Raw genomic sequence first — 22,889 nt, 5'->3', positions numbered from 1 at the left:
GCGCATAATATATGAAAATGTTTGATGATGCAACCTTCAAACGTGCTCCTGTGGTGCTTGCTTATATGACTTTAATTAGGATATAAGGTGGAGCAAAAAATATTTTTTGGATCGTAACGTTCTTTTAATTTAAGCCAATGAGGATATTGTGCTCCGAAATGATCTCTCCAATATTTATTATCCGAAAAAGCTTCCAGATACCCTGAAAGATATCGCTTTCCACCCTGAGGCAAAAAAAGGGAATCAAGGTATTTGATCGCTTCCAAACAACTTGGAATTAAGGCTTGAGGTAACCCTGGATTAAGGATCATGAATGCAAAAATATCTTTACCTTTGGGAAGTTGTAAAAAACCAGCTGAAGTTTGAGAGGCAATTGGAACTACGTGTACTACAGTGGCGTAGTGTAAAGGTAAAGCAGCCAATATTTCTTCAAGATTATTGAGGAAAGTAGCGGGTATAAAACATTCATACCAGGGGTGTTGTAATTCCCACTGGCCGGTGATTTTCATTGCGTTAAACCGTGAATCATGACGATGTAAAAAAGAGTGAATTGATTCCTCTTGAGTATGAAGCAAGCGCCAGGGTTTTAATCCTAAATCACTGAAATTGATGGTTTCATCATCATATTCTACTGCGACGTGAATGGAATAAAACCATTGGGCAAAAGGAAACCTTCCTTTTTCTGACAACTTTGCACCCTGTATTGCGGGTGTACAAAATGATTCGATGTAATCCGCTTTTGTTTGGCATAAATGCAAATCATGTAACCATTGGTTCTTATCCAAGTAAACTAAAAAGAAGGTTTTTACTTGCTTGCCGCAGGACCTTAAAGCGATACACGCTTTAGTAATGAGTCCAAAACGCCCCTGGCCACCTAAACAGGCGTCCATTAAAGAAGATCCTTTCTCAATTTGGACTACTTCGCCATTGGCTTGAACTACTTCTAATGCTTTAACATGGGATACCACGCTGCCAAATTTAAAGGATGAGGCTCCCATACCGCCTGCTGAAAGCACACCGCCCACAGATAAATTACAATTTAATGGTATTACATAAGGGATCATCGATTGCTTTAGGGAGCTATCCAATAAAGAAGCCCACGTTGCATTGGCTTCAATCCAAATTGAATCTGAATCGGCTTCAAAAACCTTGTTAAAATTCTTCGTATGAATTACTACACCGCCAGGGACTGCAAGTGATTGGCCGCTTTGACTCATACCATTGCCGCGAATGGTGATCGGTAAATCGTTTTTGTGTGCGTATTGTAAAAATGATTGGATTGATTCTAGAGATGCAGGTTCAAAAATGGCGACCGGTTCAGAATGTATCAGTTTGCCAAAATCTTCACGAAAAAAAATAAGGAAATGCTCATCCATGAGCATTTCCTGTCCAAACTTTTGTTTACACTGCTTTGTGTGAAATGAGTTCCACTGGTTCCTTGTTCGCAGCATCTTGTTGTTTCCTTTGTTTTGCCAACTCCAGTCTTCGATTACAAGCAACAATTAGTCCGTCGAACATCTTGTTAAATGCATCATAGCATCGATCGACCATTTTTAGCGCTTCACGTCGAAGGTGTATTGGTACTTGTCTTGAAAATAAACCACGTTCCATTTCTTCTTCAAACAAGGCATGTGCCATTTCCACTTCTAAATGTGATGAGGAGAAATATTTCAGGTTTTTATCCTCCCCTGTTTTTTTCACTTGTTTGGACACTTTTTCAAAGAATACATGTCCAGATGATTCGATAGTTAAAAGAAGAACAATGTTTAAAATTTCATTATCTGCTTTATACACTTCAGCTAAAATGGCGTAAGCAGCATCTCGAGTTAACTGAGTTTCTTTACTATAGAGCCAGCTTACATCATTTGTATCACTTGCTGAATCAATATTGATTGCACCCATATACTTTTTATCATGTAAAAACCATTTTTCATGACCTGCATCTTCAAGTCTGTGGTGACGTGCAACTTTTTTCAGGTAGGGGTCGGTAACCCGCTCTTCGTTGATCCTTAAGATGTCTTGGAATGTCATAGCCCAGAAAGTGAGTTCAGGTACAAAGTAGCTCAATTCTTTTAAACTTTTCAATTGTTCCAGTAAATCAAAAAAAGGATGATTCATAAATTCTTGTTGTTTTGAATCAATATAATCTTGTATCATTTTCATAGCCATCTCCATGAGAAATTTGTTGGACACTTTTAACAATGCATGAGGCGTACCAACTTTTTTGTTATGTTTCAGGCTAAAAAATGGAATAAAAGCCTATTTTACCCCTTTATTCAGTTGCGAAAGACACCAACCGTCAAAAAAAATGAGCAAAAGTTCATCTATTTGTCAAAATTTTGACAAAATAACCCCTTGAATTTTTTATATCATTTTAAAAACTAATGCAAATTAGCCAATTTTTTGTCATATTGCTTCAATTCTTTCTCTACTTCATTCCAATCTATTTCTTCAACGCACTCCACCTTGTCCGAAATTTTATCTAAAAATTTTTTTTGTAAGTCACCTTGGGCCTGTGCTTCTGCATAGGGTGTATTGGTAAACATCACCAACACATGTTTTGAAACGTACTCCTGTGGATAACGAACCATCAGTTCATGCTCTAATCTCTTTCTTAAATTAAAACGCTTGTCTCTAATATCAATTTGAATTTCATGAAAATTATCCATGGACATTCTAGCGACAGCATCCGTATTTTCCTTTCTCGACTTATAAAAATCCGGCAATACTTTTTTCCAGTCATCATGATGTTGGTTCAGGAGATTATTCAATATACGGCAATCTTCAAAGGCACAATTCATTCCTTGCCCAAAAAAGGGAACAATACCATGTGCTGCATCCCCGATTAATAAACATTGATCCTGATAATACCAAGGATCACATTTAATGGTACTCATATTTCCTGTAGGATGTTGGGTAAATTCCTGGATTAAATGAGGCATTTGTGCATAAGCATCAGGAAATGATTTTTTAAAAAAGTCGTTAATTTTAAATTCACTATCCAATTCAGCAAAACTATTTTTCCCTTCATTGGGTAAGAACAAAGATCCTGTAATGGATTTATTTAAGTTGGGGTTGCCCAGTAATAAAAAAGCTTCTCTAGGCCACAGATGTAGATGTTCATGAACGAGATGATTTTGGCCGGGTGCGCCAATAGATAATTCTTTGTATCCATAAGATAAGAAATTACGGGTTGCTTGCAGCAAATTTTTGGCTTTTAATAGCTCACGAACAGAGGAACCCGCTCCATCTGCCCCAATTAAAAGCTCATAAGGCCGGCTTAAAACTTTTCCATCAGGTAGTTCAAGCTGCATCATTTTTTCATCAACATTTAAGCCAATCAGTTTGGTGTTGAAATTTAGCGTCACCTTTGGGCATTTTTCTGACTCAGCAAGTAAGAGTTTATTGAGTTCATTACGCTGTATTGCGTTGATGTACTCATTATGATGTCTACCAAAAGACTGATATTTAATTTGACCCTGAATTTCATGTATCGCTCGAGCCCGCATAGGCACCATTAGTTTTTTAACTAGAGGCATGATCCCTACACCCTCCATGCCTGTAATTCCCCGACAGGATAAGGCCAAGTTAATGGAACGACCACCATCTGCAGGCAACAACCTGAGATCAGGCCTTGCATCAAATAATTCAAGTTTATAGCCTCTTTTAGCCAAATAAAGGGCGAGTAATGTTCCTGCCAAACCTGAACCAATAATGGTTACCTTTTTCATCCCAGTCTCCTTAGAACCATTGCAACCTTCAATGATGGGTATCCGATTATTCTTGAGAAGTAAAAACTCAATGAACATCGAGTCTCCATTTATTTCAGGCAACAACTACTACGACTGCTTCTTTAATTAATAAAAATTATTGCAACATAACTGCTCAGTCTTCATTTCATGTGTAATTTTTCACAGCAAAATTCATACCCACTTTTGAAAAGCTAAAAATAAATATAAAAAAATAATAGGATGTGCTGTGTTCCCCTTCTACATTCGTTGTATCCTGTCCATGTGCCGTAACTTATTCGCGACATACAGAAAGGTCAGGCTGTTTTTTTTAAATTTATTGTTCGCCCACGCAGATCCTCATGAAGACTATTTGTCCTTATCTATAGGGCTTTATATATGTTGAACAATAAAATTTTGTAATTCTTCTGCTTTTTGAGGAACTGAAAAATAATAGCCTTGTGCATAATCACAGCCATTATTAATAATAAAATCACGCTGTAGCTCAGTTTCTACACCTTCTGCCAGAACTTCCAGGTTCAAGCTATGGCCTAAATTAATGATCGCTTTCGTAATTGCCGCATCATTCTCCCTATTGATAGACTCACTAATAAATGATCGGTCAATTTTTAACTTATCAACAGGAAATTGTTTGAGATAAGACAAACTGGAGTATCCTGTACCAAAATCATCAATAACCAATTTGACTCCCATATCTTTTAACTCATACATGGTTTCTACCGCGTGTTTTACATTGTCTACAAGCAAGCTTTCTGTGAGCTCTAACTCCAGGAATTTGGCGGGTAGACCTGTTTCGATAAGAATTTTTTCAATGACTTCGGATAAATGAGTTTGGCGGAATTGTCGCCCTGAAATATTTACCGCGACAGATAGCTGGTTATAGCCTTGTTGGTGCCAACGCACCAATTGGTTGCAAGCTTCACGCAAAACCCACAGGCCGATATCGATTATCATCCCATTCTCTTCTGCCATACCGATAAATTCAAAGGGCGGTACATTCCCTAATATATGGCTATGCCATCTCAATAATGCTTCCACACCAATTATTTTATTCGTATCCAGATGAATAAAGGGTTGATACACCAGATGAAATTCATTTCTTTTTAGCGAATCACGTAACGCATTATCTAGTTGCATGCGGTTAACAATGCGCATATTCATTTCTTTATCATAGGAGCGATATGTGTTTCGACCACTGTCTTTGGCATGATACATCGACAAATCAGCACTTTTCATTAACGATTCATAATCATCGCCGTCTTTTGGATAATAGCTGATGCCAATACTTCCGGTAATTTTTAAATTATATTGGTCCACTTGGAACGGCTGAGCTATCGAGTGGAGAATTTCTTCCGCTTTTTGTTGAGCTTGGGTCTCGGAATGGATGTCTTGTAATAAAACCACAAACTCGTCTCCGCCTAAACGACATACCGTATCAAAATCATTGGTTGCGATGAGTAAACGGTTGGAAACAGCTTGCAATAAACGATCCCCGATACTATGGCCTAATGTATCGTTAGTCATTTTAAAGTGGTCCAAATCCAGGAAAAGAAAAGCGAGCATATTGCCTTTCTTTTTTGCTTGTAAAATAGCTTGATCAACACGGTCAGTTAATAAAACACGATTGGGTAATTCAGTGAGGTAATCATGGGTTGCTTGCTGAATTAACTGCTCCTCCATATCCCTGCGTTGGGTAATATCATTCACAATGCATACGTAATGTTTGACATTGTCAAAGGAATCCCTGACCGGTGCAACGCCTACTTCGGCCCAAAAAACTTCCCCACTGCGTCGATAGCTTTCCAATTCTACGGTTTCTTCTCGTAACTCTTTAATGGCTAAATTAATTCGTTTCTGATTCACATGTTCTACTTTACTACCATGTAATATAGAAAGATTTTGACCTAATATTTGGCGCTCACTATACCCAGTAATGCGTTCAAAGGCTTTATTCACATAAATAATAGGCATATCTGGTTTAGAAATATCAATGATCGCAACTCCATGAGTGCTTGCTTCAATTGCCCGCTCCCTAATGCGAAGTTCATCTTCTTCCAGTAACTTTTGGGTGATATCCCTAAAACTGTAAACCCTGCCGACAATTTCTGAACCTATCCGCTGTGGCTGGGTAAACCGCTCGAAAATTCGTCCATCTTTAAAATGCAGAACAGGTAACTCTCCTTGCCATTCTGGATTTTCATAGAGGTATTTCACATCGGCAACTACAGCTTCTGGATTACTTAATTGCTGTAAGATATATTCAAAACCAATACTTTCAGTACCTGATTCAAGCATATGGGAAGGAATACGCCACATTTCTACAAATTTTTGATTCCAGTCAACGACTTGTCCTTTTCCATTGACCATCATGATGCCATCGGCAGTTGATTCTAGGGTGGCGCGCAACAAAGAAAGCGATTTCTCCAATTCTAAATTTTTTTCCAGGATATCATGAGTTTTTATATTAATATTTTCTGAAAGAGGTGCTTTAATAGAGCGCTGAAACTCAGGTTGAGTGGCATACCATTTTTCGAGGAGCGTGGATAAGTTGGATGTGGGCGTAAGGATGCCTAACTCTTCACATACATTAGTCAGTGATGGTTCTCGGCCTTGTTTTTTAACGTGTTCCGCGGCCTTTGCCACTGTTTGATAATCAATTTGACGTCTCGCCATGGTCCCTCACTATTCCCCTCTACTAGCAAATGAATCCATATTTTCAACCAATAAATTTATTGTTCTAAGCCAGTTTCATATAAATTATATACCCTTAATGCCTTTTTTGCCTGAACTACCCTTGGATGAGCGTTTTAGATTATTTTTTAACTCAAGAGTAAACTCGGTTTGGAGTGTGAATATACGGTATCTAAGAATATAACTTTTCTAATTATCTGTTTATAAAGGGATTCCCGCATACCACGGGAATTTAAGACCTAATTATTTTGATTTGCCAGGAGCTGGTGGTGCAGATGGTGCAGGCACTGATTTCATCCCTTGTTTGATTCCTATTTGCTGTACCTGGGCGTTGACTGTTTGGATTTGGGTTTGTAATTGGCTTTGAGCTGCTTTTATTTGATTTTGCAATTGACTATTTACCGTTTGAATTTGTTGTTGTAAATCAGCCTGTACTTTTTGAATCTGTGACTGGATTTGGGTATTGAGTTGCTGTATTTGCTGCTGTTGTTGCGATTGTATTTGTTTTAATTGATTTTGAATTTGTGTATTAAATTGTGAAATATCCTGAGCAAAAGCAGTGTTGGCCAAAAGAAAAGTACAAAAGAGTGATTTTGCTAATATTTTCATTACCATTCCCTTAAGTATAAAAAATAAATTGAACTTGATACTTTACCTTAATACGCTAACCATTGACTAGAGCCAATTATAAGGGATGTTTTGGACAGAATTAAAAATGCTAAATAAAGAGTCAGTCACCGTTTAAAACCCAAGTAAGTAAGTATGATTCCTAATATGAGCTCAAATCCTGCTGAGCTGTAGGCGATGTTCGTATTTTGTAAAAAAACAAGCGTTGCCTTATCTACATAATGTGGATAAAAAATAATACTGGCTCCTTTTAATAATATAACCCAGCCAATGATAGTAATAACAAGCCGCCAATCCCATTTCCAGATGTTATGGGCCACAACTAAAAGTAACCCTAAAATGAGTGTCAAAAAACCCAAGATGAGCATCAGGGGGGCATTTTTGAGTAGTGCTTGAACATAGAGTGTAAATTGTTCTATGTTGGCAAACATCGCTAAGCTGACAATGATCAAGTAAATCCCAAGGACCTTACTAATATATTTGGAAATGTCCATTTTAAATCGTACCTTTTGATACCGCTACAATTAAAGTGTAGCTCTTCGAATCAAGAAGTTCTATGAATTAAAAGGGATGTAGTTAAAGTATCTTTTTTGTGCTTTCTTTTTTTCAGAATCATGAAAAAATAAATCGAGATAATGACTTTATCGTCGAATTGGCTTATAAAATTAAATTGGCTCATTCCACTAAAGACGACATGAATCACTCAAAAATATCATTCAAGCTCAGTATCTGTTTGTTTTTTGTTACCCTGATGGCTCATAGTATGGGAGAAAATATATCGCAATCTGAATCCGATGCTGCAAGAATTTCGATGTTAGAAAGGGCTTTAGCCCCTCAAAAAATAGAAGATGTGGCAACCCTGTTCGCAAAGGCAAATAAAGAGCGGAATGGTGCCGTACAATTTATGTTATTTTCCAATCAATTAAAAAATAAATTTAAAGACAATTGGCCTTACTGGGTTTCTGGAACCTCAAGCCCTTGGATTACCTCATATAAAATTACAAAAACCGCTCAAGACAAGAATTCCTGGAAATTTAAAATAACCTATCAATGGGCAACCGCGGCGGGTCCATTTAATCCTTCCTTAGTCCAAATAATCGTGGTCACTCCTGTACCTAAGGACTCTGATGCGACGCAAAAATTTTGGATAACAAAATTTGATGAGAAGTAATGCGTGAGCAAGTATTGGATCAAAAAGTCTATAATCAGAAGAAGTATGCGTATTAAGGAATAACTCATGCGTAATGGAGAGGATGTTATAAAAAAAGACATACAAAACATATTGCATCGAAATGGATTCTCAGCTCATGACTTTAAAATAGATGTAAAGAATGGTACCAGTTATGATCCGAACCAAATTGTAAGCGCGCAAGTGTGGATAACGATTGTAAGGAATTCCATAGAAAAGCGTTATGGCTTATATCGGAGTAATTGGCCAGAGGATTTTGAAATGGATTTAAAAAATGGTTATTTTAATGGCTAATCTTTCAATCTTAAACCTCAATTTTCCGTGAAAACATCGGTGCTAGTGAAACTTATGCTTCGGCACTTTGTTTGGGCAGTAGATTCCCGCCTGAGCGGGAATAATCTGAATCAATAGGGTTAACAGTAGAGAAGAAGCGTTACAAACTTATTTTCTTGAAGCCACAATGCCAATAGTTGCAGCAACTGCCAAGGCAGCAATACTCATTCCAATATTGGCAGCACTGAAAAAGGTGTAAGGATTTGTACCTTTTTCTTGTTTCACAGGCGGATAAGCTATTGAATTTTCTCCATCTATTTCTACAGAGCCAGTATTCAAGGAAATAGGGCTTTCGACTTCTTTTTCTTTAGCAAGAAACAAATAGGGTGAACTACTCGTTTTTTCCATTTCTTTTTCTTTAAATAAAGGTGAAAAGGGCAAAATAATAGGAGACTGAACTGCTGTTGAAGACAATGAGGGAGCGGCTGGAACAGCAAGTTGGTCTCTCTTGAGCTTTTGTTTTTCTATTTCTTCATGAGACATATGATAAAGGGGATGGTTCCATAAAGTTTCTGTTTTGACTGTTTGTTTCCCAGCCAAAACAGCTGCCTCAATTTCTGTATAACCTTGCTCTATTAATTTTTCGGCTTGGTCATTCATTTTTTCTTTTTTAAGCGTTGCAGCAGTTCCTTCAGTAAGATATCCCTGATCAATTGGTCCGTCAATTTTCCCATCATTCCAGGATACTTTTCTTCTCTCTTTCTTTTTGCCTCCCATGGAAACCGGCTCGTATCTTTGCTTCATGAAAAAACCTCTAGTCTAATAAAAAGTCATATGTTAACTATTAATTATTAAGGGAGTATGAAATTAAATTAATTTGCTCTTCTTAAGAGCATGATGATTGGAAAGGTCAATATTCATCTATAATTAAAGGTACAATTTTGGAACAAAATCAGAATATAGGAGGTATACTGATGCGTATCGAAAGGGGGAACGATACTCCTCATATCCCTATGCATTCACCTCCTTGGCGAGTCTATGGTTTTCCTTTATTCTTTTCTTTGATTTGTATTTTTGTTGAATTTAAAACAAATCTTCTCATCTTTCATACTTTAACAGAGTTTATTTCAGTATTTATCGGTTTGACGGCTATGATTGTGGCAGCGACAACGACGCATTTCACTAAAAATCAATGTGTCATTTTTATTTCCCTGGCTGCAGGCTGGTGTTCCGCTCTCGATATAGCGCATATATTGGCGTATAAAAAAAATTTACTACCCCATGGTGGCGGAAACTTGAGTACGCAGCTTTGGATAAGTGCAAGGTTTTTTCAAGCCGTTGTTTTCATTTGCTCCCTTTATTTTCTAAGACATACTTTAAGAATATGGATAGTCAATTTGATTTTCTTTTTGGTCACTTTAAGTATTTTTATCGCAATATTTTCTGGACATTTTCCTACAACCTATATTGAAAATTATGGAACTACCTGGTTCAAACTCTATTGCGAATGGGGCATTATTCTCATCTTGGTTGTTGGATTAATTTTATTTTGGTATGAAAGGGCATTGATGCCAAAGGAGCTACTTTTTTATATAAGCCTAAGCATGATAACCCTGATTATCTCCGATTTGGCGCTTTCTGATTATCGAAATATATTTGGTCTAGAAAATTTAGCAGGACAAGTTTTAAAAATATTTTCCATCTGGTTTATCTATGTTGCCCTGGTCGAGCAGACTTTGCGTCGTCCTTTTGCCCTGCTAACTCAGGCTGCGACGACTTACGACAACATACCCGATCCCACTTTTATTATTACTTCTGATGGTAAAATAAGCCAGGTAAACCAGGCTGCAGCCACATTTTCCAGGTTAAATCCTGACGAAATAGTTGGGCTATCTTCCCATGCTCTTTTCCATAATAAAAAAATGGATTCGAAAAAATGTTTGGTATGTTCTCAATTGACCTCATCTCGAGAAAAATTTATTAAGGAGATAGAGGTGAAAAAGGGGAGTTGGGTAGAATGTACCTTGTCTCCTATAAATTCAGTCGAATTCCCTAATTCCTGGATACAAATTGTACGAAATATTACTTCACGCAAGAATATTGAAAAAGAACAAAAAAAAGAGGCGCACATTTTATGTGAACGCGTTAAAGAACTGCAATGTCTGCATCAGATTACTAATTTAATTCTTATTGGCGGCATCAGCATTGAAGAGCTATTTACTAAAACTGCATCACTATTACCCAATGCTTTTCAATATCCAGACTATGTTGCAGCAAAAATTGAAAGTATTTGGGGTGAGTTTAACTCTTTCCCTCTAACCAAAAAATTCGCACACCAATTGGAAAAAGAATTCACTCTTAAGAATGGTTCTAAAGTAAAAATTACCATCTGTTACCGCGCGCAGCCTCCTATAAAAAAGGATATTTTTTTGCCAGAAGAAGCTGCTTTTTTAGACTCACTTGCTTCACTACTACAATATGCCTTGCCTCATTCCAAAAATGGACAAAGCCATTAGTTTGTCAGTATATTGAAATGATATTCTTTCATTTAAAGGCAACATAATGATTAGAAAAACAGCTCCTTGTTTTTTTGCAGTAGTCATCGATGCTTTGGGATTTGGTCTTGTATATCCGGTGATGACGGCAATTTTTACTGCGGAGCATAGTCCTGTCTTAAGTGCTGATGCAAGTGTGGGAATAAAACATTTTTACTTGGGTCTAAGTTATATGCTTTATCCCTTATGCATGTTTTTTGGCACCTCCTTTATGGGCGATTTGTCCGATGTTTGGGGGCGAAAAAAAGTATTGTTATTGTGCATGCTGGGAATTACCATCAGTTTTTTACTTATGGGTATGGGTGTTTTTTTTAATAGTTTGATTTTACTCCTATTCGGTAGGGCTCTTTCTGGTTTAATGGCTGGAAGTCAACCCATTGCTCAGGCTTCAATTGCCGATTTAAGTACCCCTGAAACCAAAGCGCTCAATATGAGTCTAATTTCTATGAGTTTTAGTTTTGGATCAGTTTTGGGACCCCTTTTGGGCGGGGTCATGTCGGACCAACAACTACTACCCTGGTTTACATTGACGACTCCTTTTTTAATAGCGGCGTTGCTTGCTTTCATTGCATGGGGTTGGATAGAATTCGGATATCAAGATACCAGTTTGGTTTTATCCCAAAAATCAATATCCATTTTTCGCCCGGTTCAAATTTTCATCGAAGCCTTTGAGCATCTATCCGTCCGTATCTTGGCTCTCGTATTTTTATTGATGCAAATGGGGTTTAGCCTCTATTTTCAATTCATCATTGTCCATATGAAAAATGTATATCAGTATTCCAACTGGCAATTGGGGGCTGTTCAAGGGATGATAGGATTGGGATTTGCAATCGGTATTCTGGTTGGCATGCCTTTATGTGTGAAGCGATTTAAAGTGCACCATATTGCTTTAGTGACGCTGATATTAACCGGTGTAGGTCAATTGCTGGTTTATGTCATTTCCAATCCTATAATGCAATGGCCTTTAGCAATAGCCATTGCAACTTTTGATATTATGGCTTTTGCCTGCTTGTTAACTTTATTTTCCAATGCAGTGGATGCTCAATCGCAAGGATGGGTGATGGGCATATCTGGTGCAGTAATGGCTTTTGCCTGGATGGTCACCGGATTTGGTTCAAATTTATTATCGATAATGTCAAGCTCGGGTTTAATTGCCTTGGGCGGGGTATTATTGATTGCTTCAGCATTACTTTTGCTAAAGAATAAGCCAATGCTTTGAACAATATTGCCAATAAGTATACAATAGAACATTTTATTAAGCTGATCAAATGCAGGGTGCGAAACATTGATTAAAATTATCAAAGAAATAAAACCCAAAGAAATTTATGCAGTCACAGGTGAGGGTCAATCCAATATGAAGATGGAAGATTTTGACCAGGAAATACCAGTTCATTTATCAGATTTAAAGATGTATTTTAATACAAAAGGAACCCTGTCGGATAAGTACAAACCCTTAACCAAATATGCAAGAAAAAACATGTCGGAAGAAGAACGCAACATTTATTACAACAATATAAAGATCCAGAGATGCAGCATCTTTTTGGATTGCATCAAGCAAAAGCTTTAAGAACTTTTATTCCAGCATGTAATTGGCTTTTTGATCCCTTTTGGGATTTCGATGTTTTATTAGAATGCCCCCTGGAAGCAAAGGGAACACATACTCACAATACCTTCGATAGTCCCCATATTTTTTTTAGAACCGCTCCTACCTCTGAAGCAGGTTCAAGTGGACATGAAATGGATGAGATTGCTGCAGGTATTGGCTGCTTATAAATGATTTATAAAGGGGGGTATTTAGTCAAAAAATTAAATTTGCGGAAAAGCTTAAGAATGCACACCCCTAATTTTTGAGATGCATCAATCGTTTTATCTGATATTTAGCTCCATCTTGATAGGAAACATCTGGGAATATTTTATAAAGAAATTAAAATTGATAAACATGGAAAAAAGGCCATACTAATTAAAGAAACCCCAGGGATGTCAGTACCATGAATACTTTTGACACTATGGCCATAGAATTTGATTTAATCCAACACAGCGTCAAACCTATTGCCATAGAAAAATTGCGAATTGATTCTCAAGAGAAAGGAAAAATTTATTGGGTTCATAGTAATTTAAATCAGGTCGAAACATTTCAATGGATAGCCCAAATACTTAAATTGCCCGAAGAGATCACTCAGTTTTGTTTTGAAGAAAATACTTTATCCAATCTTATCGATAATAATAATGCACTGACCCTACAAATAAAGTGCTTGGCATCACTTGAACTCGATGAGAATCATGAAATTAATTTGGATAATTTCATGATTCATCTTACCTCCAATTTTTGCTTCACAGCCTCATATAAAGAATTACCTATTTTGTCTGATTTTTACAACAATTGTTCTAAATCCATACGTTATGCGAAAACCCCTTGTTTTATCCTTTTCTTGTTTTTAGAAGGCATAATAAATGACTATGCTAAAATTCTGTTTCATTATGAGGAAATTGCGGAGCAATTCGATAGTTTATTACAAACGACTAAAGAGAATATTTATAAAGAGGTTGTCGAGGTTAAACACCAAACATTACAAATTAAACGTCACCTTATTGTAATCCGGGAAATCCTCATGCGCATTACCAGTAGGAATATTTTGGTTATCTCAGAAAGCTGTCGCTCATCCCTGTTGAATTTATCTAACCACAGTCATTTAATTATTCATGAGGTGGATTCAATCCGTGAGCTTTTAAATAGTTTATTGGGACAAATTGATAATGAACTCATGCAAAAAATGAGTGAAACTATGGCTGTACTGGCAGCATTTGCAGCCATTTTTTTGCCGTTAACTTTAATTACGGGTATTTACGGGATGAATTTTGAATGGATCCCGGAATTACATTGGAAATATGGTTATTTTATTGCATTAGGTTTAATTTTTCTTTGTGGTTTATTTTTGTATTTTCTTTTTAAAAAGAAAAAGTGGCTGTAGGGATCTAATTTTTAAAGATATGTTCCTGGATAGGTATTATTCTCTGGTTATCGGGATGCCCCATGATATATGTGATGTTCCCGATAAACAGCAATCGACGAAATGACCCTATTTTACATTTGGATCTCTGATATTTCGACGCGGTGTCAAAATGGCTAAGACTATGGCGATGATAAATAAAGCTGGAACATCTCCATATAAGTGAGCGACATGTTGTGGGTAATAAAAGGATTGGATTGCCATAATGCCGCCATGTACAATACTGGACCAAACAGTGAACCAAATTAAACTTAAATGTTGCAGTGGATTTTTAGCAGCCATGATTAAAAATACACCCAAAGTGGCATAAATTCCTAAAATCATCTGTAGGTAAAGATTTTGCCCAGTATGATGCCAAGCCCAGCCAGAAGGCCACAAAACAGTCAAAGGATACAGACCGAAAATAAGAGCCAATCCAATGATGACTAAAACAACCCGCAGTATTTTGTAATTATTTTGAGCATCCATAGCAAACTCCAAAATATTCCCTTTGAACAATAGAGTGTAATCTAAAGTGAGCTGGACTTAAACTGGCAAAAGGATTATTTACTCTGCAGGTGCTTCGGTTTTCTTTTCTACCTGAGAGAAACTTTCTAATCTTAATTTAACGAGTTGATTTAATGCTTCAAGCATTTTTTGACAAGCGGTGCTATCTCCAGGAAATTGTTTGTGGATGATATTTGCTAAAAATGCAGATAATGCCTGTGATATCACATTGCTATCACGTAAAGGAGGCGGTAATTTTTCTAGCGATTGAACCAGTGCAGCCAATAAATTTTGGCCAATAAAATTCATTGCTTTGGTATAATCTTCATTGCTGAGTGTGGATTTGTCATTTTCATCTATTTTCATAATTTGTCCTTCTGGTAATTATGGGAAATTATAGAGGGTACCCAAAACCACTTCAATGACATCCTGAAATTTTCAATGATTTATTGCAAAGTTACTATAATATCTAAATTTTGAGAAAAAAATCTTGAGCAAGCCATTCGGGGTTGTCTTCAAGTAATTGCTTGTCAGGAGCCATTTCCAAATAACTTGTCTCTTTAAGTGGAGAAAAATCTCCGTGTGCTATCCTTGGAGCTCTCGATTGAGACCCTTGATTTAATTGGCCGATAGGATTCAATACAATTGAATCTCCTTTTCCAGTTAAATTAAAAGCCACACTGCTCCCAAATAACGGTACTGGTTTGGCACCTTCTTGGGTTAACAGCTTGAAGGTCTGTCTGAAACAAAGACTAGGTGGTTCGGTGCTTGACCCCGGGCCGATTAAGGTCACTTGACCAGCTAAAGCGGACCATTTGAGCTTTCGATTCGTAAGTTTTTGTATGTCTGATAAAATTCGATTCAGCTCTTCTGTCACTTCCAGGCGAGTTGTTCGATTGCTGAATAAATGACCTACATAATAACATGCGGTGCCTTCTGAGTCTTTTAAAGTAATTAATACACCAGTGCACTCTAAAAGACCCTCTGTACCTAAAATGTCTAAATCACCTGCTTTAAATCCAGCGCCGGCATCCGCTCCTACACGATAACAGCGATAACCTTCCATGTTCATAATCTGTTGTGAATTGGATAAATAAGCGATTTCAAACTCGTTGCATTTTTCGAGGAGTATATTAAATTCAGGTTCCTCTGCTTCTTCCTTTTTCTTTTTTAAACCATTAAAGAGTATTGCGGCACGCCAATCTTCTTTTCCATTTAAATTGGATAATAATTCTAAAGCCTCATCAAGCTTATTATATTGTGATAACTTTTTAAAATATTCTGAAATGTCACTTAGTCTTATATTTTCTGTATCAAGTAAAACCAATACTTGCTCCGCTTCAGTTACAGTTATCTTTGCCATGCTGTGCCTTTATATCGCAAATTGGACTTCAATTATACTGAAAATGAAAATAAAATTCAAAAATACAACATTATGTATCAATTAAATTCAGAAGCAGTCTTTAGCTTATTGTCAGTGGGTGCATAGTCCATTATCATTTGCAAGCAGCCATGTCCTTTTATTTATCGCGTACTAACCCAAAGGTATCTAATCCAGTGAATTTTCCCATTCTTTATACTTTTAGACGATGCCCTTATGCAATCAGGGCAAGAATGGCATTGGCGTACTGCAAGATTAAGGTCGAACAACGAGAGGTCGACTTAAAGAACAAGCCACAAGAAATGTTGCTTGCTTCTCCTAAAGGGACCGTCCCTGTCCTCATTTTAAACAATGGCCATGTGATTGATGAAAGCATAGAAATTATGAAGTGGGCCTTAGCACAATCCGACCCGGAAGGATGGTTCTCTGCTCATATCAAAGAGGCGTGTCAAAATATAGTGTCTCTTAATGATTTTGAATTCAAGCCTCTACTGGATGGATATAAATATCCTCAAAAGTCAGCTAAAGAGCCTCTTTATTATCGTAACCAAGCCCGAGAATATTTAGAAATACTCGAATCCTTATTAAGGAAACATCGCTTTCTTTTTGCAGATAATATCAGTATGGCAGATGTGGCTTTATTTCCCTTTATCAGACAATTTTATATGGTGGATCCCAATTGGTTTGAAGACAGTGAATACAAATTCTTAAAAGAATGGGTCGCATTTTTTTTGAATTCTGAACTGTTTCTATCTGTAATGAAAAAATCCTCTTAACATCCGCCGCGTTTCCCCCGTGAGCTTGGCTAAAACTCTTGGGGATGATCTTCAGTTTTTTTATAATTGCAACCAATGCCGATGTGTTGGCAAGGCTTATGCTCAAATTGAAAGGTGGTATGAAAGACCGAGAATTTAGTAGCAAGTATTTCTTGGAGCAAAGGTAGTAAATGTTCTGAATGGTCATATGCTTTATCATAAACGATGTGGGCAGTGAGACTTGGTTTCCCACTGGTTAATGACCATAGATGAAAATCGTGAACACCAAGAATTCCAGGAATACGACATATTTCAGTTTGTATTTCTTCTACATCCATTCCTTCTGGCACGCCCTCGAGAAGAATATTCACAGTTTCTTTTAATAAAATCCAGGTGCGGGGCAAAACCCATAAACCGATTGCGATGGCAATCGCAGAATCGACCCATTCATATCCAGTCCAGCGAATAATTAACGCGCCAATAATGACACCAACAGAACCCAGCATGTCGCTCCAGACTTCAAGATAAGCACTTTTGACATTGAGGCTGTTGTCTTTTCCACTAGCAAGTAAGCGCATGCTCATTAAATTAACCAATAAACCAATGACTGCAATGATCAACATGCCTAAGGTTTGTATGCTGGTGGGCGCATAAAGTCGTTGGTATGCTTCATACACTATATATATCGCCACCAAAAACAGCAAAATGGCATTGAATGCTGCTGCGAGTATTTCGAAACGATAATATCCAAACGTTTTACGAGAGTTGGCAGGTCGATCGGATAGGTAAGTTGCAGTTAATGAAATAGCTAAGGCACTGGCATCAGTAAGCATATGTGCTGCATCAGATAGAAGCGCCAAGCTTCCAGTAATAAGCCCCCCAACCACTTCAATAATTAAATAGCTTGTGGTTAAAACAAATGCTCCCCAAAGATATTTTTTATTTTGATTGGAAGCTATTGCATGATTGTGGTTGTGAGACATCCATTGACTCCAGTTGTTATCTCATTTAATGAGTTGAGCTGTTTCATTCTTTCTTCTTTATAAAATAAATTACTAGGAATAGTATAGATTTTAGTAGAATTTTTTATTTTTATCTGATGGATTTCTTCACTGCTTCCCTATAAACCTGTTTGACTTTTCCCCGCAGTCGGGAATCTATTCATCCAATAAATTCATTGCTTTGTTTGAGGGATGGATTCCCGCCTTAGCGGTGAGGTCAAATGATTAAGGAGAGTAATTTTTGCGTGAGGATGATTGCAGCCATTGCGCCAAAGCATGAATGCCAGAAACTAAATCCGTTTCGCATCCGCCAAAAGACAAACGGACATAACCTTCTTTACCAAATGCAACGCCAGGAACCAGCGCAACATGGGCCTCGTCCAAAGCCCGTTTACAAAATTCTGTAGAATCTTGCAACTTGGATCCAAGGTTTTTTAAAGAAATAAATACATAAAGGGAAGATTTGGGAGGTTTTATAGAAAGGGCAAAATACTTTTGAAATGCATCAATGAGTATGTCTCGTCTTTGTTGCATGCATTGTTGTACCTCAGCGCTTATCTGATTCACTTCCTGGAAAGCACCAACAGCTGCCCATTGACTTATGCTAGTAACACCGCTTGTACTTTGACTTATTAAAGAGGTTAGTGCCTGGATGAGAGGCTGTTCTGCAAAAACAAAACCTATTCGCCAACCCGTCATTGAGAAATTTTTAGAACAACTTTGAATAATAATGACTCTGTCTTTAAACTCCGGAAAAGAACCACAGGAGATATAGTGATGCTTATCGTAAGTCAAAGCACTATAAACTTCATCGGCAATAATAAAAAGATCATGTTCTCGAGCAGTTTCTATTAACGCCTGAAGTTCTGATTGAGTATATAATGCGCCAGTTGGATTGCTGGCATTATTTAAAATAAGAAATTTACTTTTTGTAGTGCATGCATCTTTTAGTGCTTGAGGAGTCAGCTTCCAGCCTTCAGTTTCCTGAGTTTCAACAAAAACAGGTATGCCGCCAAACAATTTGGCCAGGGCAGGGTAGGAAACCCAAAAGGGGGAAGGAATAATGATTTCATCATCCTCCTCCATCAATAATTGCAGTACTAAATAAAGACCGAACTTGCCTCCATTCACAACAAGACAATTTTCCTTTTCGAAAGAGCAATAGTAAAACTCATTCATCCACTGACTTGCCAGACTTCTTAATTTCGGAATTCCGGCTACTGGAGGATAAAGGGTGTGTCCTTTTTCTAATGCCTGCGTGACTGCCGAAACGATATCAGGATGAGGCATGAGTTTTGGCTCTCCTGCACTTAAATTATAAATGTGAATGCCTTCATTAATTTTTTGTTGTGCCAATGAGTTAATCAGTACGGTCGCTGAATCTTGGGGGATATTTTTTTTTCGAAAGTGTTTCATTATTTTTGTACCTTCCTGGAGTTCGAAATGATTAATTTAAATAAACGGTGGATAAATTCCTCTGGTAAATGGTATTGCTTACACAACTGCTCATAATAACGGAACAATTGTTTTTCCCGAGATCTATCAAGTATTTTTTTACCTTCTTTTGATTTTAAAACGCCAATTTGTTTTGAAAGCTCCTGACGTTTCGCAAGTATTTCAATGATGCATTCGTCTGTGACTTCAATTTGTTTTCTCAATTCTTCTAGAGTATCCATGATTATCACCTTACTTGAGAAGCCATTCATTATCTTTGGGTTTTGTGGCTATAATGAAAGCGGTTCGATTCGGTTGCCTGTCTTGAATATTTTTTGCCAGGATTTCTAACCCATAAAGTTCCGCACATCGGGCCGGTGCTATAACAGCTGAGTGTGCAGGTAATACATGGTGTGCGAGATCCTTTGCCGCTTTTGCTGTATCAACCCATTCTATCTTTTTCGCTTCTTTGAATTTTTTTTCCAAAAATTGTCGACATTGGGCTAACCCTTGAGGATGTGACACGATATGCTTGATTTGATGAAACTGAATTCCAGGTTTCACCAGCAAACATTGATTTATTTCATGCCATAACTCATCAATAGGTGTAAACAGATGGCGTCCCATGGCCTGAAAAGCGGGGGTCACCAATCCTCCAATAAGATTTACGACAGGGATGATGCCCAGTTCAATGATCCCTTGTTCGAGTGCATCGAGTACTCCTTCCATATCGAGTAAGTGAATCATAGAGGATTTAATCCCTTTTTTATGGACATAAATTAAAGCGGCTTCTTCAGAAAATGAGCCTGCATCGCCTGAAATACCAAATGAAATAGTCATATCAGTTCCTCCATAGGGCATTCTTTCTTTTCCAAAGACCTTAATTTTGCTAATCCCAAAAGAAAAGCTTCTGTTTGTTCCCAACTCAAGCAAGGATCAGTAATTGACAGACCATTTAAATCCAACGACTCAGGATGCAGGGGATCCACTTTTTGATTGCCTTCTTTGATGAAGCTTTCAATCATGAACCCTTTCACCAATGTATTTAAATCGGGATCATTTTTTATATTTTCTAAAATATTCAGCACAATAGAGGGCTGTAAGTGATGATTTTTTTTCCCGTTAACCAAGCAGTTATCATGGCTTACATCGATGATGACCGAAGGATTGATTATTTGATGCAGATCCATAGTGCGTTTTACTTCCTGGAGATGGGCATTGGAATAGTTGGGTTCGTTATTGGAGCCTCTTAGAACAAGATGGGCATGCGGATTACCATGGGTTTTCACTTCATATCCATCAAAGACAGCGACATGGTCATGTTGGGAGGCGATAATACTATTGACACCGACAGTTAATGAACCATGGGTTGGATTTTTCAAACCCACTGCACAATCCAATGCAGAGGCAAAAATGCGATGCTCCTGATCCTCTGAACTGCGTGCGCCAATCGCAACCCACGAAAGTAGTTCGAGAAATCCTTTGGCATTGTGGGTAAATAAAGCTTCATCAGCAATAGGGAGACCCATTTCGATGACTTGGATCATCATATCTCGAGCGTATTTGATTCCTGCTGCAATATCCGGCGAAGCAAATACATCGGGCTGATTTACGGGTCCTGTCCATCCTTTTGTAGTCCTGGGTTTTTGAATATAAACCCGCATAATTATTTTTAATTCATTTTTTAATAATTTATTTAACTGAACCAGACGTTTGGCATATTCTAAAACAGCAGGTTTGGGCCAAGCGGAACAAGGTCCCACTATCATCAGTAATCTCTTATCACGGCCTTCTAAAATGGCTTTGACTTCTTCCCTATCCCGGGCAATTTGATGATGTGCTGAAAGTGATAAAGGAATTTCCTGGATAATGGCATCCACGGGAGGAAGCCTTTTTAAAATTGAGTAACTCATAATCCCCTCCTGCAAACAGAGGGATGCTTGGATAGATCTTGAGAACAGCGTATCCGCAATTGATGTGGCATGATGTACACTCCTTCTTGGTTCTATCCAACTCCCATCCTTTTGGCCTGGGGAGTTCGGGTACCAAAACCCCCAGTCTAAGCTGGGGGTTGGAGTGTTAGTTCATTACTACCTACCACCACCCAGCTGCGGGATAAAAAAGCTAAAATAAAAAAAGCAAGCAAAGGCTTGTGCAAAACCTGCTTTATTATTTAACTTGTGGTGTTCAGTAGAATGAGGCATAAAAAGTTCAAAAAAAAATTTTGTACTATAACTATACAATTTTGAAGATGCTTCTGTCAATCCCCCGGAAACTCTGTATGGCTTCATCATTTGTTTTCCTGCACGGACAAAAAATAAAATACAACTATTTTGCAGGGGTCCTCCAGTTGTGTCTGGATAGGTCTTATAATTGTGGCCCAGGTAGCCCGAAATCCGACCAATGGAACATTATCACTAAAAATATAAGGGCGCAGACGCTTACAGTCGATTGTGACTACACATGCTTAGGTTCTCCTGATGAATGTAATCTTGGAACTACAGAGAATCAAGAAACTCATTGAGCATGCTTGTCAGCGGCCTACAACAAGGATATATTTTTATTTTCTCTTCCTGAAATCAATCATATGAGCAAAATTGCGCTTTACTTAGCTGGTGGAGGAGCCCGGGGTGCTTATCAGGCGGGTGCTCTCAAGGCGATTAATGACATTCTCAATTCAAAAAGAATTCCGTTCCACATGATAACCGGGGTGAGCGTTGGCAGTATCAATGCAGCAGTAATCGCCGAGAATGCATTGGATTTTGCTGCGGGTACAAATAAATTATACGATTTATGGAATCACATCACTTGTCAGCATATTTTTAAGTCCAGTAACTATGCTCTGAGTATGTCGGCAATGCGTAATATGAGCAGTATGTTGACCAAGCAGCGCTTGTTAGGCCATGTTCTTGATACGTCACCTTTGCGTCAGTTTATTAACAATATAGTCAACTTTGACGTTTTAGATAGTGTCATCAAAAACAAACATCTAGAAATGATGGAAATCATTAGCAACTGTTATGAAATGCAAAAAACGATTTCTTTTTATCAACATCATGAAGAGAATTTTGAAGATTGGGACGATCCGCTCCATAGCAGTCAAAGGGTGAATCTGCGCATGGAGTATTTTTTAGCTTCTACCTCACTGCCTCTATTTTTCCCCCCTGCCAAAATAGATGGCCTCCACTATGGCGATGGCCATGTAGGACTCGCTGCGCCTTTACGGGGCGCTATTCGATGCCAAGTCGATAAAGTATTGATTATCGGCACCCGCACACTACCTATTGCCATGGATCCAAAACAAATGAGAAGCGGTGACATTGATTTTTCTCGCGTATTGGGGGGGATGGTCAATGGATTATTTTTAGATAATCTGGAACGGGATTTGGAAATGGTAAATTATATGAACCACATGTCGCGTATGGTATCACCTGAAAAACAGGATGTCCCTTGGCGGCCCATCCGCACTTTACATTTACGTCCCAGTATTGATGTAGCTTCCCTGGCACAATCGCAATACAACAACATCCCCATGCTCTTACGCATTTTCCTGAACTTCCTAGGCGCCAAGCGGCATTCTGGGGACTTATTAAGTTTTCTCTTATTCGAAAAAGCATTTACCCGTGAGTTAATCAAATTAGGGTACGAAGATACTATGGCAGAACAGCAATCGGTGTCTGAGTTTTTTACTGCATAAAGAAGATTAGGTTATGCAGGGACGTATGAGAACTCCATTCGAT

General features: G+C 37.9%; 24 protein-coding genes. 8 read left to right on the top strand and 16 right to left on the bottom strand.

What is annotated here, in order from left to right; genetic code table 11:
* Positions 1-71: 71 nt before the first annotated feature.
* The 6 genes from BU07_RS0101405 to BU07_RS0101380 form a co-directional block, all read right to left on the bottom strand.
* Positions 72-1,451, bottom strand: a complete 1,380-nt coding sequence (locus BU07_RS0101405) for an FAD-binding protein (RefSeq protein ID WP_031562930.1) — start codon at positions 1,449-1,451, stop codon at positions 72-74.
* A complete protein-coding gene (locus BU07_RS0101400; RefSeq protein ID WP_031562927.1) occupies positions 1,402-2,163 on the bottom strand; it encodes a hypothetical protein in 762 nt (253 codons plus the stop codon). The genes BU07_RS0101405 and BU07_RS0101400 overlap by 50 nt, the downstream gene beginning before the upstream one ends.
* 218 nt (positions 2,164-2,381) lie before the next feature.
* Positions 2,382-3,731 (bottom strand): FAD-dependent oxidoreductase, encoded by a 1,350-nt coding sequence (locus BU07_RS0101395; protein WP_031562925.1) that lies wholly within the window; start codon positions 3,729-3,731, stop codon positions 2,382-2,384.
* Positions 3,732-4,121: 390 nt separating this feature from the next.
* Positions 4,122-6,422, bottom strand: coding sequence for a putative bifunctional diguanylate cyclase/phosphodiesterase (locus tag BU07_RS0101390; RefSeq protein ID WP_031562922.1), 2,301 nt, complete (start codon positions 6,420-6,422; stop codon positions 4,122-4,124).
* 261 nt (positions 6,423-6,683) lie between these two features.
* Positions 6,684-7,049 (bottom strand): hypothetical protein, encoded by a 366-nt coding sequence (locus tag BU07_RS0101385; protein WP_031562920.1) that lies wholly within the window; start codon positions 7,047-7,049, stop codon positions 6,684-6,686.
* A gap of 125 nt (positions 7,050-7,174) precedes the next feature.
* Positions 7,175-7,561 carry a hypothetical protein gene (locus BU07_RS0101380; protein ID WP_031562918.1) on the bottom strand — a complete coding sequence of 129 codons (387 nt, stop codon included), beginning with the start codon at positions 7,559-7,561 and terminating at the stop codon, positions 7,175-7,177.
* 98 nt (positions 7,562-7,659) lie between these two features.
* Here BU07_RS0101380 and BU07_RS0101375 point away from each other — a divergent pair, with 98 nt between their 5' ends.
* Both BU07_RS0101375 and BU07_RS0101370 read left to right on the top strand, forming a co-directional pair.
* Positions 7,660-8,238, top strand: coding sequence for a hypothetical protein (locus BU07_RS0101375; protein WP_242601860.1), 579 nt, complete (start codon positions 7,660-7,662; stop codon positions 8,236-8,238).
* Positions 8,239-8,304: 66 nt separating this feature from the next.
* Positions 8,305-8,550, top strand: a complete 246-nt coding sequence (locus BU07_RS0101370) for a hypothetical protein (protein WP_031562913.1) — start codon at positions 8,305-8,307, stop codon at positions 8,548-8,550.
* Between the two features lie 147 nt (positions 8,551-8,697).
* On the opposite strand, the gene BU07_RS16930 is transcribed toward BU07_RS0101370, so the two are convergent.
* Positions 8,698-9,333, bottom strand: coding sequence for a hypothetical protein (locus BU07_RS16930; protein WP_051635440.1), 636 nt, complete (start codon positions 9,331-9,333; stop codon positions 8,698-8,700).
* A 170-nt stretch (positions 9,334-9,503) separates the two neighbouring features.
* On the opposite strand from BU07_RS16930, the gene BU07_RS0101360 reads away from it, so the two are divergent.
* The 4 genes from BU07_RS0101360 to BU07_RS0101340 all read left to right on the top strand — a co-directional run bounded on the left by BU07_RS0101360 (position 9,504) and on the right by BU07_RS0101340 (position 14,053).
* Entirely contained in the window at positions 9,504-11,045 is a 1,542-nt protein-coding gene (locus BU07_RS0101360) for an MASE3 domain-containing protein (protein WP_031562909.1), read from the top strand.
* Between the two features lie 46 nt (positions 11,046-11,091).
* On the top strand, positions 11,092-12,303 hold the full coding sequence (locus tag BU07_RS0101355; protein WP_031562907.1) for an MFS transporter: 1,212 nt from the start codon (positions 11,092-11,094) through the stop codon (positions 12,301-12,303).
* A 308-nt stretch (positions 12,304-12,611) separates the two neighbouring features.
* Positions 12,612-12,857 carry a hypothetical protein gene (locus BU07_RS0101345; RefSeq protein ID WP_031562903.1) on the top strand — a complete coding sequence of 82 codons (246 nt, stop codon included), beginning with the start codon at positions 12,612-12,614 and terminating at the stop codon, positions 12,855-12,857.
* A 215-nt stretch (positions 12,858-13,072) separates the two neighbouring features.
* On the top strand, positions 13,073-14,053 hold the full coding sequence (locus tag BU07_RS0101340) for a magnesium transporter CorA family protein (protein WP_031562901.1): 981 nt from the start codon (positions 13,073-13,075) through the stop codon (positions 14,051-14,053).
* Between the two features lie 108 nt (positions 14,054-14,161).
* Here the strand turns inward: BU07_RS0101340 and BU07_RS0101335 are convergent, their stop codons facing one another.
* From BU07_RS0101335 to BU07_RS0101325, 3 genes are all read right to left on the bottom strand, one after another.
* A complete protein-coding gene (locus tag BU07_RS0101335) occupies positions 14,162-14,560 on the bottom strand; it encodes a DUF6632 domain-containing protein (protein WP_031562898.1) in 399 nt (132 codons plus the stop codon).
* 78 nt (positions 14,561-14,638) lie between these two features.
* Entirely contained in the window at positions 14,639-14,944 is a 306-nt protein-coding gene (locus tag BU07_RS0101330; RefSeq protein WP_031562896.1) for a hypothetical protein, read from the bottom strand.
* A 103-nt stretch (positions 14,945-15,047) separates the two neighbouring features.
* Positions 15,048-15,941 (bottom strand): hypothetical protein, encoded by an 894-nt coding sequence (locus tag BU07_RS0101325; RefSeq protein ID WP_051635439.1) that lies wholly within the window; start codon positions 15,939-15,941, stop codon positions 15,048-15,050.
* A gap of 194 nt (positions 15,942-16,135) precedes the next feature.
* On the opposite strand from BU07_RS0101325, the gene BU07_RS0101320 reads away from it, so the two are divergent.
* Positions 16,136-16,735, top strand: a complete 600-nt coding sequence (locus tag BU07_RS0101320) for a glutathione S-transferase N-terminal domain-containing protein (protein WP_035898907.1) — start codon at positions 16,136-16,138, stop codon at positions 16,733-16,735.
* Between the two features lie 29 nt (positions 16,736-16,764).
* On the opposite strand, the gene BU07_RS0101315 is transcribed toward BU07_RS0101320, so the two are convergent.
* The 6 genes from BU07_RS0101315 to BU07_RS0101290 form a co-directional block, all read right to left on the bottom strand.
* A complete protein-coding gene (locus BU07_RS0101315; protein ID WP_031562889.1) occupies positions 16,765-17,697 on the bottom strand; it encodes a cation diffusion facilitator family transporter in 933 nt (310 codons plus the stop codon).
* A gap of 243 nt (positions 17,698-17,940) precedes the next feature.
* Complete coding sequence (locus BU07_RS0101310; protein WP_031562887.1) at positions 17,941-19,131, bottom strand: pyridoxal phosphate-dependent aminotransferase; 1,191 nt, start codon at positions 19,129-19,131, stop codon at positions 17,941-17,943.
* The gene (locus BU07_RS0101305; protein ID WP_031562886.1) at positions 19,131-19,391 is read right to left on the bottom strand and encodes a chorismate mutase; all 261 of its coding nucleotides are present in this window, start codon (positions 19,389-19,391) and stop codon (positions 19,131-19,133) included. The genes BU07_RS0101310 and BU07_RS0101305 overlap by 1 nt, the downstream gene beginning before the upstream one ends.
* Before the next feature lie 10 nt (positions 19,392-19,401).
* Positions 19,402-19,989, bottom strand: a complete 588-nt coding sequence (locus tag BU07_RS0101300; protein ID WP_031562884.1) for a prephenate dehydratase domain-containing protein — start codon at positions 19,987-19,989, stop codon at positions 19,402-19,404.
* Positions 19,986-21,062, bottom strand: a complete 1,077-nt coding sequence (locus tag BU07_RS0101295) for a 3-deoxy-7-phosphoheptulonate synthase (protein WP_031562882.1) — start codon at positions 21,060-21,062, stop codon at positions 19,986-19,988. The genes BU07_RS0101300 and BU07_RS0101295 overlap by 4 nt, the downstream gene beginning before the upstream one ends.
* A 177-nt stretch (positions 21,063-21,239) precedes the next feature.
* The gene (locus BU07_RS0101290) at positions 21,240-21,443 is read right to left on the bottom strand and encodes a hypothetical protein (protein WP_133134451.1); all 204 of its coding nucleotides are present in this window, start codon (positions 21,441-21,443) and stop codon (positions 21,240-21,242) included.
* A 293-nt stretch (positions 21,444-21,736) separates the two neighbouring features.
* On the opposite strand from BU07_RS0101290, the gene BU07_RS0101285 reads away from it, so the two are divergent.
* On the top strand, positions 21,737-22,846 hold the full coding sequence (locus BU07_RS0101285) for a patatin-like phospholipase family protein (RefSeq protein ID WP_031562878.1): 1,110 nt from the start codon (positions 21,737-21,739) through the stop codon (positions 22,844-22,846).
* Positions 22,847-22,889: the final 43 nt, after the last annotated feature.

Source organism: Legionella wadsworthii DSM 21896 = ATCC 33877, from assembly GCF_000701265.1.
GTDB lineage: Bacteria > Pseudomonadota > Gammaproteobacteria > Legionellales > Legionellaceae > Legionella > Legionella wadsworthii.
The sequence above is the reverse complement of the archived record's forward strand: the minus strand, read 5'-3'. Positions and strand labels throughout refer to the sequence as shown.

What these genes read in the sequence shown, in the direction of transcription:
- BU07_RS0101330 (WP_031562896.1), bottom strand. Translation starts at nt 14,944, where the DNA reads ATGAAAATAGATGAAAATGACAAATCCACACTCAGCAATGAAGATTAT.
- BU07_RS16930 (WP_051635440.1), bottom strand. Translation starts at nt 9,333, where the DNA reads ATGAAGCAAAGATACGAGCCGGTTTCCATGGGAGGCAAAAAGAAAGAG.
- BU07_RS0101285 (WP_031562878.1), top strand. Translation starts at nt 21,737, where the DNA reads ATGAGCAAAATTGCGCTTTACTTAGCTGGTGGAGGAGCCCGGGGTGCT.
- BU07_RS0101345 (WP_031562903.1), top strand. Translation starts at nt 12,612, where the DNA reads ATGCAGCATCTTTTTGGATTGCATCAAGCAAAAGCTTTAAGAACTTTT.
- BU07_RS0101315 (WP_031562889.1), bottom strand. Translation starts at nt 17,697, where the DNA reads ATGTCTCACAACCACAATCATGCAATAGCTTCCAATCAAAATAAAAAA.
- BU07_RS0101305 (WP_031562886.1), bottom strand. Translation starts at nt 19,391, where the DNA reads ATGGATACTCTAGAAGAATTGAGAAAACAAATTGAAGTCACAGACGAA.
- BU07_RS0101310 (WP_031562887.1), bottom strand. Translation starts at nt 19,131, where the DNA reads ATGAAACACTTTCGAAAAAAAAATATCCCCCAAGATTCAGCGACCGTA.
- BU07_RS0101340 (WP_031562901.1), top strand. Translation starts at nt 13,073, where the DNA reads ATGAATACTTTTGACACTATGGCCATAGAATTTGATTTAATCCAACAC.
- BU07_RS0101400 (WP_031562927.1), bottom strand. Translation starts at nt 2,163, where the DNA reads ATGAAAATGATACAAGATTATATTGATTCAAAACAACAAGAATTTATG.
- BU07_RS0101385 (WP_031562920.1), bottom strand. Translation starts at nt 7,049, where the DNA reads ATGAAAATATTAGCAAAATCACTCTTTTGTACTTTTCTTTTGGCCAAC.
- BU07_RS0101405 (WP_031562930.1), bottom strand. Translation starts at nt 1,451, where the DNA reads ATGCTGCGAACAAGGAACCAGTGGAACTCATTTCACACAAAGCAGTGT.
- BU07_RS0101395 (WP_031562925.1), bottom strand. Translation starts at nt 3,731, where the DNA reads ATGAAAAAGGTAACCATTATTGGTTCAGGTTTGGCAGGAACATTACTC.
- BU07_RS0101360 (WP_031562909.1), top strand. Translation starts at nt 9,504, where the DNA reads ATGCGTATCGAAAGGGGGAACGATACTCCTCATATCCCTATGCATTCA.
- BU07_RS0101325 (WP_051635439.1), bottom strand. Translation starts at nt 15,941, where the DNA reads ATGGCAAAGATAACTGTAACTGAAGCGGAGCAAGTATTGGTTTTACTT.
- BU07_RS0101355 (WP_031562907.1), top strand. Translation starts at nt 11,092, where the DNA reads ATGATTAGAAAAACAGCTCCTTGTTTTTTTGCAGTAGTCATCGATGCT.
- BU07_RS0101370 (WP_031562913.1), top strand. Translation starts at nt 8,305, where the DNA reads ATGCGTAATGGAGAGGATGTTATAAAAAAAGACATACAAAACATATTG.
- BU07_RS0101335 (WP_031562898.1), bottom strand. Translation starts at nt 14,560, where the DNA reads ATGGATGCTCAAAATAATTACAAAATACTGCGGGTTGTTTTAGTCATC.
- BU07_RS0101390 (WP_031562922.1), bottom strand. Translation starts at nt 6,422, where the DNA reads ATGGCGAGACGTCAAATTGATTATCAAACAGTGGCAAAGGCCGCGGAA.
- BU07_RS0101380 (WP_031562918.1), bottom strand. Translation starts at nt 7,561, where the DNA reads ATGGACATTTCCAAATATATTAGTAAGGTCCTTGGGATTTACTTGATC.
- BU07_RS0101295 (WP_031562882.1), bottom strand. Translation starts at nt 21,062, where the DNA reads ATGAGTTACTCAATTTTAAAAAGGCTTCCTCCCGTGGATGCCATTATC.
- BU07_RS0101300 (WP_031562884.1), bottom strand. Translation starts at nt 19,989, where the DNA reads ATGACTATTTCATTTGGTATTTCAGGCGATGCAGGCTCATTTTCTGAA.
- BU07_RS0101290 (WP_133134451.1), bottom strand. Translation starts at nt 21,443, where the DNA reads ATGATGAAGCCATACAGAGTTTCCGGGGGATTGACAGAAGCATCTTCA.